The organism is Streptomyces sp. UNOB3_S3 (assembly GCF_020740895.1).
Taxonomy (GTDB): domain Bacteria; phylum Actinomycetota; class Actinomycetes; order Streptomycetales; family Streptomycetaceae; genus Streptomyces.
On sequence record NZ_JAILXP010000045.1, the window covers coordinates 21,753 to 28,652 of the forward strand.

The 6,900-nt window shown below is 72.0% G+C and carries 6 protein-coding genes and 1 riboswitch; all 6 genes read left to right on the forward strand.

The genetic code is table 11. The features are described 5' to 3' along the window. Nucleotides 1–139: 139 nt before the first annotated feature. Complete coding sequence (gene frr, locus K6I33_RS07670; RefSeq protein WP_229349127.1) at nt 140–697, forward strand: ribosome recycling factor; 558 nt, start codon at nt 140–142, stop codon at nt 695–697. Further along, on the forward strand, nt 697–1,806 hold the full coding sequence (locus K6I33_RS07675) for a phosphatidate cytidylyltransferase (RefSeq protein ID WP_229349129.1): 1,110 nt from the start codon (nt 697–699) through the stop codon (nt 1,804–1,806). Before frr ends, K6I33_RS07675 begins: the two co-directional genes overlap by 1 nt. 108 nt (nt 1,807–1,914) lie before the next feature. Further along, on the forward strand, nt 1,915–3,021 hold the full coding sequence (rlmN, locus tag K6I33_RS07680; protein ID WP_229349131.1) for a 23S rRNA (adenine(2503)-C(2))-methyltransferase RlmN: 1,107 nt from the start codon (nt 1,915–1,917) through the stop codon (nt 3,019–3,021). Between the two features lie 79 nt (nt 3,022–3,100). After that, nucleotides 3,101–3,206, forward strand: a riboswitch (TPP riboswitch). Beyond that, nucleotides 3,202–4,293 (forward strand): thiamine ABC transporter substrate binding subunit, encoded by a 1,092-nt coding sequence (locus tag K6I33_RS07685; RefSeq protein ID WP_229349134.1) that lies wholly within the window; start codon nt 3,202–3,204, stop codon nt 4,291–4,293. (Overlaps the previous riboswitch by 5 nt.) A 101-nt stretch (nt 4,294–4,394) precedes the next feature. Continuing rightward, nucleotides 4,395–6,008, forward strand: a complete 1,614-nt coding sequence (locus tag K6I33_RS07690) for an iron ABC transporter permease (RefSeq protein WP_229349148.1) — start codon at nt 4,395–4,397, stop codon at nt 6,006–6,008. Beyond that, nucleotides 6,008–6,900 (forward strand): ABC transporter ATP-binding protein (locus K6I33_RS07695; protein WP_229349137.1); only part of this gene is annotated, 893 nt, incomplete at its 3' end. The genes K6I33_RS07690 and K6I33_RS07695, both read left to right, overlap by 1 nt.

Here is a 6,900-nt window from a genome sequence, read left to right on the forward strand (position 1 = left end):
CCCCCGCGACGGACGGCAACACCGCGCCGGGGGAAGACCTCGGCACGGGGATGGACAACTGCCTGCCGGTCGGACACCGTGCAGGAGAAGACGCGCGCAGGGGCGAGGCTCTGCTTACTGATAACACCAGGAGCAAGTGGTGATCGAAGAGATCCTCCTCGAGGCCGAGGAGAAGATGGAGAAGGCCGTTGTGGTCGCCAAGGAGGACTTCGCGGCGATCCGCACCGGGCGTGCGCACCCGGCGATGTTCAACAAGATCGTGGCCGACTACTACGGCGCGCTGACGCCCATCAATCAGCTGGCGTCGTTCTCGGTGCCCGAGCCGCGCATGGCCGTGGTCACCCCGTTCGACAAGAGCGCGCTGCGCAACATCGAGCAGGCCATCCGCGACTCGGACCTGGGCGTCAACCCGAGCAACGACGGCAACATCATCCGGGTGAACTTCCCCGAGCTCACCGAGCAGCGCCGCCGTGAGTTCGTCAAGGTCGCCAAGACCAAGGCCGAGGACGCCAAGGTCTCGATCCGCTCCATCCGCCGCAAGGCCAAGGACGCCCTCGACAAGCTCGTCAAGGACAAGGAGTCGGGCGAGGACGAGGTCCGCCGCGCGGAGAAGGAGCTCGACGACACCACCGCGAAGTACGTCGCGCAGGTGGACGAGCTGCTCAAGCACAAGGAATCCGAGCTGCTCGAGGTCTGATGAACGACGCATCCTGGGGAGCCCCGCCGCGCGCCGGCCACTGGGGGTCCACCGGCCGGGGGACCTCCCCCGGCTACGGCCGGGAGGTGCCCCCATCGGCGGGTCCTCTGCACGTCGCGGGTGACGCGGCGCAGACTCGGCCCATGCCCATTGTGCCCGGAGCAGGCGGATACCAGGACGACGGAGCCGACCGTGACCAGGGGGCCGCCCACATCGGTGGTCCCCTGTTCCGCGACGAACAGGAGCCCGACATCCGGCCGCAGGAGCCCGCCGCCCCACAGGGGCCCCCGGCGAAGAAGAGCGCGGGGCGTGATCTGCGTGCCGCGATAGGGGTGGGGGTCGGCCTCGGCGCGGTGATCCTCGCCTCCCTGTTCGTCTACAAGCCCGTCTTCCTCGGCGTGATCGTGATCGCCGTGGTGGTCGGGCTGTGGGAGCTGACCTCCCGGCTCGCCGAGCGGAAGAACATCAAGGCCCCGTTGGTGCCGCTGGCCATCGGCGGTGCCGCGATGATCGTCGCCGGCTATGTCAACGGTGCCGAGGGCGCGTGGGTGGCCATGGCCTTCACCGCGCTCGCCGTGCTCGTCTGGCGGATGACGGAGCCGCCGGACGACTACCTCAAGGACGTCACGGCCGGCATCTTCGCGGCGTTCTACGTGCCCTTCCTCGCCACGTTCGTGGCGCTGATGCTGGCCGCCGAGGACGGCGCCTGGCGGGTGCTGACGTTCCTGATCCTGACGGTCGTCAGCGACACCGGGGCGTACGCGGTGGGCTGGCGGTTCGGCAAGCACAAGCTCGCGCCGCGCATCAGCCCCGGCAAGACCCGCGAGGGCCTGATCGGCGCGGTGCTGTTCGCGATGGTGGCGGGCGCGCTGTGCATGCAGTTGCTGATCGACGACGGGGCGTGGTGGCAGGGTCTGCTGCTGGGCCTCGCGGTGGCGGTCAGCGCCACCCTGGGCGACCTCGGCGAATCCATGATCAAGCGGGATCTGGGGATCAAGGACATGGGTGCCCTGCTCCCCGGCCACGGCGGGATCATGGACCGGCTGGACTCGCTGCTGCCGACCGCGCCGGTGGTCTGGCTGCTGATGGTGGCCTTTGTCGGCTCCTGATAGCCGAACGCTCCTGACCTGGAGTTTTCGGTAGGTGTTCGATACGTGAGGGGTCCGTCGTCCACAGGACGGCGGGCCCCTCCGTATGTCTGCGACACTGGTGGGACCATGCCTGCACCCGGAGAACTCACTTTCGTCGCCCCCCGCGGAGCCAAGCTGCCCCCGCGGCACCTCGCCGACCTCAGCCCCGCCGAGCGCCGCGAGGCCGTCGCCGCGATCGGCGAGAAGCCGTTCCGCGCCAAGCAGCTGTCCCAGCACTACTTCGCCCGCTACGCCCACGACCCGGCGCAGTGGACGGACATCCCGGCGGCGGCCCGCGAGAAGCTCGCCGGTGAGCTGCTGCCGGACCTGATGAGCGTGGTGCGGCACATCTCGTGCGACGACGACACCACCCGCAAGACCCTCTGGCGGCTCCACGACGGCAAGCTCGTCGAGTCCGTCCTGATGCGCTACCCGGACCGGGTCACCATGTGCATCAGCTCCCAGGCGGGCTGCGGCATGAACTGCCCGTTCTGCGCCACCGGCCAGGCCGGGCTGGACCGCAATCTGTCCACCGCCGAGATCGTCCACCAGATCGTCGACGGCATGCGCGCCCTGCGCGACGGCGAGGTGCCCGGCGGCCCGGCGCGGCTGTCCAACATCGTCTTCATGGGCATGGGCGAGCCCCTGGCCAACTACAAGCGCGTCGTCGGCGCCATCCGCCGGCTGACGGACCCGGAGCCGGACGGCCTGGGCCTGTCCCAGCGCGGGATCACCGTCTCCACGGTCGGCCTGGTCCCGGCCATGCACCGGTTCGCCGACGAGGGCTTCAAGTGCCGTCTCGCGGTCTCGCTGCACGCGCCCGACGACGAGCTGCGCGACACCCTGGTGCCGGTCAACACCCGCTGGAAGGTCCGGGAGGTTCTGGACGCCGCCTGGGAGTACGCGGAGAAGTCCGGCCGCCGGATCTCCATCGAGTACGCCCTGATCCGCGACATCAACGACCAGGCGTGGCGGGGCGACCTGCTCGGCCGGCTCCTCAAGGGCAAGCGGGTGCACGTCAACCTGATCCCGCTCAACCCCACCCCCGGCTCCAAGTGGACGGCGTCCCGCCCGGAGGACGAGCGGGCCTTCGTCGAGGCCATCGCCGCGCACGGCGTGCCCGTGACCGTACGGGACACCCGCGGCCAGGAGATCGACGGCGCCTGCGGCCAGCTGGCCGCCACCGAGCGCTGAGCGGCCGTGCGGCGGCGGCCCCCGGGCGCCGCCGCATGCCACTCACACGGCACTGATACGGTGCCTTTCGCACAAATGAACAATCCGACAGGGGAGCGCCCAGGGCGCTGAGAGTGCGGCACGGCCCGCAGACCCTCGGACCTGATCCGGTTAGTACCGGCGTAGGGAGTCAGCACCACCATGAACACCAGTCTTCGGCGTGCCGTCGTGGCGACGGCCGTCGCCACCCTCGGCCTTCCGGCGCTCGCCGCCTGCGGCGGCTCCGGCGACAAGGGCGGTGAGGCGTCCGGCGGCAAGACCGTCACCCTCGTCTCGCACGACTCGTTCGTCGCCTCGGACTCCGTGCTCCAGGAGTTCACCAAGCAGACCGGCTACAAGGTCAAGGTCGTCAAGGGCGGCGACGCCGGCCAGGCCGTCAACCAGGCGATCCTCTCCAAGAGCCACCCGCAGGGTGACGTCTTCTTCGGCGTCGACAACACCCTGCTCTCCCGGGCCCTCGACAACGGCCTCTTCACCCCGTACGAGGCCAAGGGCCTGACCGGGGTGCCCAAGGAGTTCCAGGCCGACGCGGCCGAGCACCGTGTCACGCCCGTCGACACCGGCGAGATCTGCGTCAACTACGACCGCGCGTACTTCGCCGACCACAAGCTGGACCCGCCGCGGACGCTCGACGACCTGATCAAGCCGGAGTACAAGAACCTCCTCGTCACCGAGAACGCCGCCACCTCCTCGCCCGGCCTCGCCTTCCAGCTCGCCACCGTCGCCAAGTACGGCGACAACGGCTGGAAGGACTACTGGACCAAGCTGAAGGCCAATGGCGTCGAGGTCGTCGACGGCTGGGAGCAGGCCTACAACGAGCGCTTCTCCGGCTCCGCCGGCGGGAAGAAGGCCAAGGGCGACAAGCCCCTCGCCGTCTCCTACGCCTCCAGCCCGCCCGCCGAGGTCGTCGGCGCCGACCCGCTGCCCAAGGAGGGCCCGACCGGCGTCGCCACCGGCACCTGCTTCCGGCAGACCGAGTTCGCCGGCCTGCTCAAGGGCGCGAAGAACACCGAGGGCGGCAAGGCCCTGATCGACTTCATGCTCAGCAGGACGTTCCAGGAGGACATGCCCCTCCAGATGTACGTCAAGCCGGTCGTCCAGGACGCCAAGCTGCCCGAGGTCTTCACCCGGTACGGCGCGCAGGTCACCGACCCGCAGACCCTCGCCCCGGAGAAGATCGCCAAGAACCGCGACCAGTGGGTCAAGGAATGGTCCTCGCTCGTCCTGAAGTAGCCCGTCCCGAAGCGACCGGCACGACCACCGGAGCGACCACCGGAGGGCCCGCCGCCGGGAGGGCGGCGGGCGCCCGCCGGACGGTGACACGGCTCGGCCTGATGGCCGTGCCGCTCGCCTTCTTCGGCGTCTTCTTCGCCTACCCCGTCGCCTCGATCGTCACCCGGGGCCTCACGGACGGCGGCCGGTGGCAGCTCGCCCGCGTGGGCGAGGTGCTCACCGACCCGCGCGTCCGCGACGTCCTGTGGTTCACGCTCTGGCAGGCGGCCGCCTCCACCGCCCTCACCCTCCTGCTCGCCCTCCCCGGCGCCTACGTCTTCGCCCGCTTCGACTTCCCCGGCAAACGGCTGCTCAGAGCCGTCGTCACGGTCCCCTTCGTGCTGCCGACGGTCGTCGCCGGCTCGGCGTTCCTGGCGCTCGTGGGCCGTGGCGGGCTGCTGGACGAGCTGTGGGGCGTCCGCCTGGACACCACGGTCTGGGCGATCCTCCTCGCCCACGTCTTCTTCAACTACGCCGTGGTCGTCCGGACCGTCGGCGGCCTGTGGGCCCAGCTCGACCCCCGGCAGGAGGAGGCGGCCCGCGTCCTCGGCGCCGGCCGCTTCGCCGCCTGGCGCCGGGTGACCCTGCCCGCGCTCGGCCCCGCCGTGGCCGCCGCCGCCCTCATGGTCTTCCTCTTCACCTTCACCTCCTTCGGCGTCGTCCAGATCCTCGGCGGACCCCGCTACGCCACGCTGGAGGTGGAGATCTACCAGCAGACCGCGCAGCTCCTCGACCTGCCCACGGCCGCCGTCCTCACCCTGCTCCAGTTCGTGGTCGTGGCCGCGCTGCTGGCCGTGCACGCCCGGACCGTACGGCGCCGCGAGGCGACGCTGCGGCTGGTGGACGCCTCCCGGACCGCCCGCCGCCCACGCGGCGCCGGCCAGTGGGCGCTGCTGGCGTCCGTCCTCGCCGTCGTCGCGCTGCTGGTGGTGCTGCCGCTCGCCGTGCTCGTCCTGCGCTCCTTCGAGGGCCCCGACGGCTACGGCCTCGCGTCCTACCGTGCCCTCGCCTCGGCGGGCGCGGGCGGCGGCACGTTCACCGTCGCCGCGCTCGACACCATCGGCAACTCGCTCACCTACGCGCTCGCCGCCACCGCCATCGCGGTCGTTGTCGGCGGCCTCGCGGCCGCGGCCCTCACCCGGCGCGAAGGCAGGCTCGTCCGCGGCTTCGACGCGCTGCTGATGCTGCCGCTGGGCACCTCCGCCGTCACCGTCGGCTTCGGCTTCCTCATCGCCCTGGACGAGCCGCCGCTGGACCTGCGCACCTCGTGGATCCTGGTGCCGCTGGCCCAGGCGCTGGTGGGCGTGCCCTTCGTCGTCCGCACCGTGCTGCCCGTGCTGCGCGCGGTGGACACCCGGCTGCGGGAGGCGGCCGCGGTGCTCGGCGCGTCCCCGCTGCGGGCCTGGCGGGAAGTGGACCTGCCGCTGGTGGGCCGGGCCCTGGGCATCGCGGCGGGCTTCGCGTTCGCGGTGTCGCTGGGCGAGTTCGGCGCCACCGTCTTCATCGCCCGCCCCGACAACCCCACCCTGCCGGTGGCCGTGGCCCGGCTGCTGGGCCGCCCCGGCGAGCTCAACTACGGGCAGGCGATGGCCCTCAGCACGATCCTGATGCTGGTGTGCGCGGCGGCGCTGCTGGTGCTGGAGCGTGTGCGCACCGACCGTACGGGAGAGTTCTGATGCTTCGCCTCGAAGGCGTGACCGTCCGCTTCGGCGAGCGCGCGGTGCTGGACGCGGTAGACCTCGACGTCGCCGACCACGAGACCGTATGCGTCCTCGGCCCGAGCGGCAGCGGCAAGTCGACGCTGCTGCGCGTGGTGGCCGGCCTCCAGCCGGCCGACGCCGGGCGGGTGCTGCTCGACGGGCGCGACCAGGGCGGAGTGCCCCCGCACCGGCGCGGGGTGGGCCTGATGTTCCAGGACCACCAGCTCTTCCCCCAGCGGGACGTCGCCGGGAACGTCGCCTTCGGGCTGCGCGTACGGGGGACCGGGCGGGCCGAGACCGAGCGCCGGGTGGCCGGGCTGCTCGACCTGGTGGGGCTGCCGGGCGCGCAGAAGCGGGCCGTGGGGGCGCTGTCGGGCGGTGAGCAGCAGCGCGTCGCGCTGGCGCGGGCGCTGGCCCCCGAACCCCGGCTGCTGATGCTCGACGAGCCGCTCGGACAGCTCGACCGCGGCCTGCGCGAACGGCTTGTGGTGGAGCTGCGCGGGCTGTTCGGACGGCTGGGCACGACCGTGCTGGCCGTCACCCACGACCAGGGCGAGGCGTTCGCGCTCGCCGACCGGGTGGTGGTGATGCGCGACGGGCGGATCGCCCAGGTGGGCACCCCGCTGGAGGTGTGGCGGCGGCCGGCGTCGGAGTTCGTGGCGCGTTTTCTGGGGTTCGACAACGTCGTTCCGGCGACGGTCACGGGCGCGGGCGCGGACACGCCGTGGGGGCGCGTCCCCGTGCCGGAGGGGACGGAGCCGGGGGAGTGCGCGGTGCTGGTGCGGCCGGGCGGGGTGCGGCTCGTGCCCGTCGCGGACGGGGTGGCGTGCGGGGTGGTTTCCCGGACGTTCCGGGGGGAGCACGTGGT

Bases quoted from the DNA above. Each gene is read 5' to 3' on its own strand.
- K6I33_RS07675 (WP_229349129.1), top strand. From the start codon at position 697: ATGAACGACGCATCCTGGGGAGCCCCGCCGCGCGCCGGCCACTGGGGG.
- rlmN (WP_229349131.1), top strand. From the start codon at position 1,915: ATGCCTGCACCCGGAGAACTCACTTTCGTCGCCCCCCGCGGAGCCAAG.
- K6I33_RS07685 (WP_229349134.1), top strand. From the start codon at position 3,202: ATGAACACCAGTCTTCGGCGTGCCGTCGTGGCGACGGCCGTCGCCACC.
- K6I33_RS07690 (WP_229349148.1), top strand. From the start codon at position 4,395: ATGGCCGTGCCGCTCGCCTTCTTCGGCGTCTTCTTCGCCTACCCCGTC.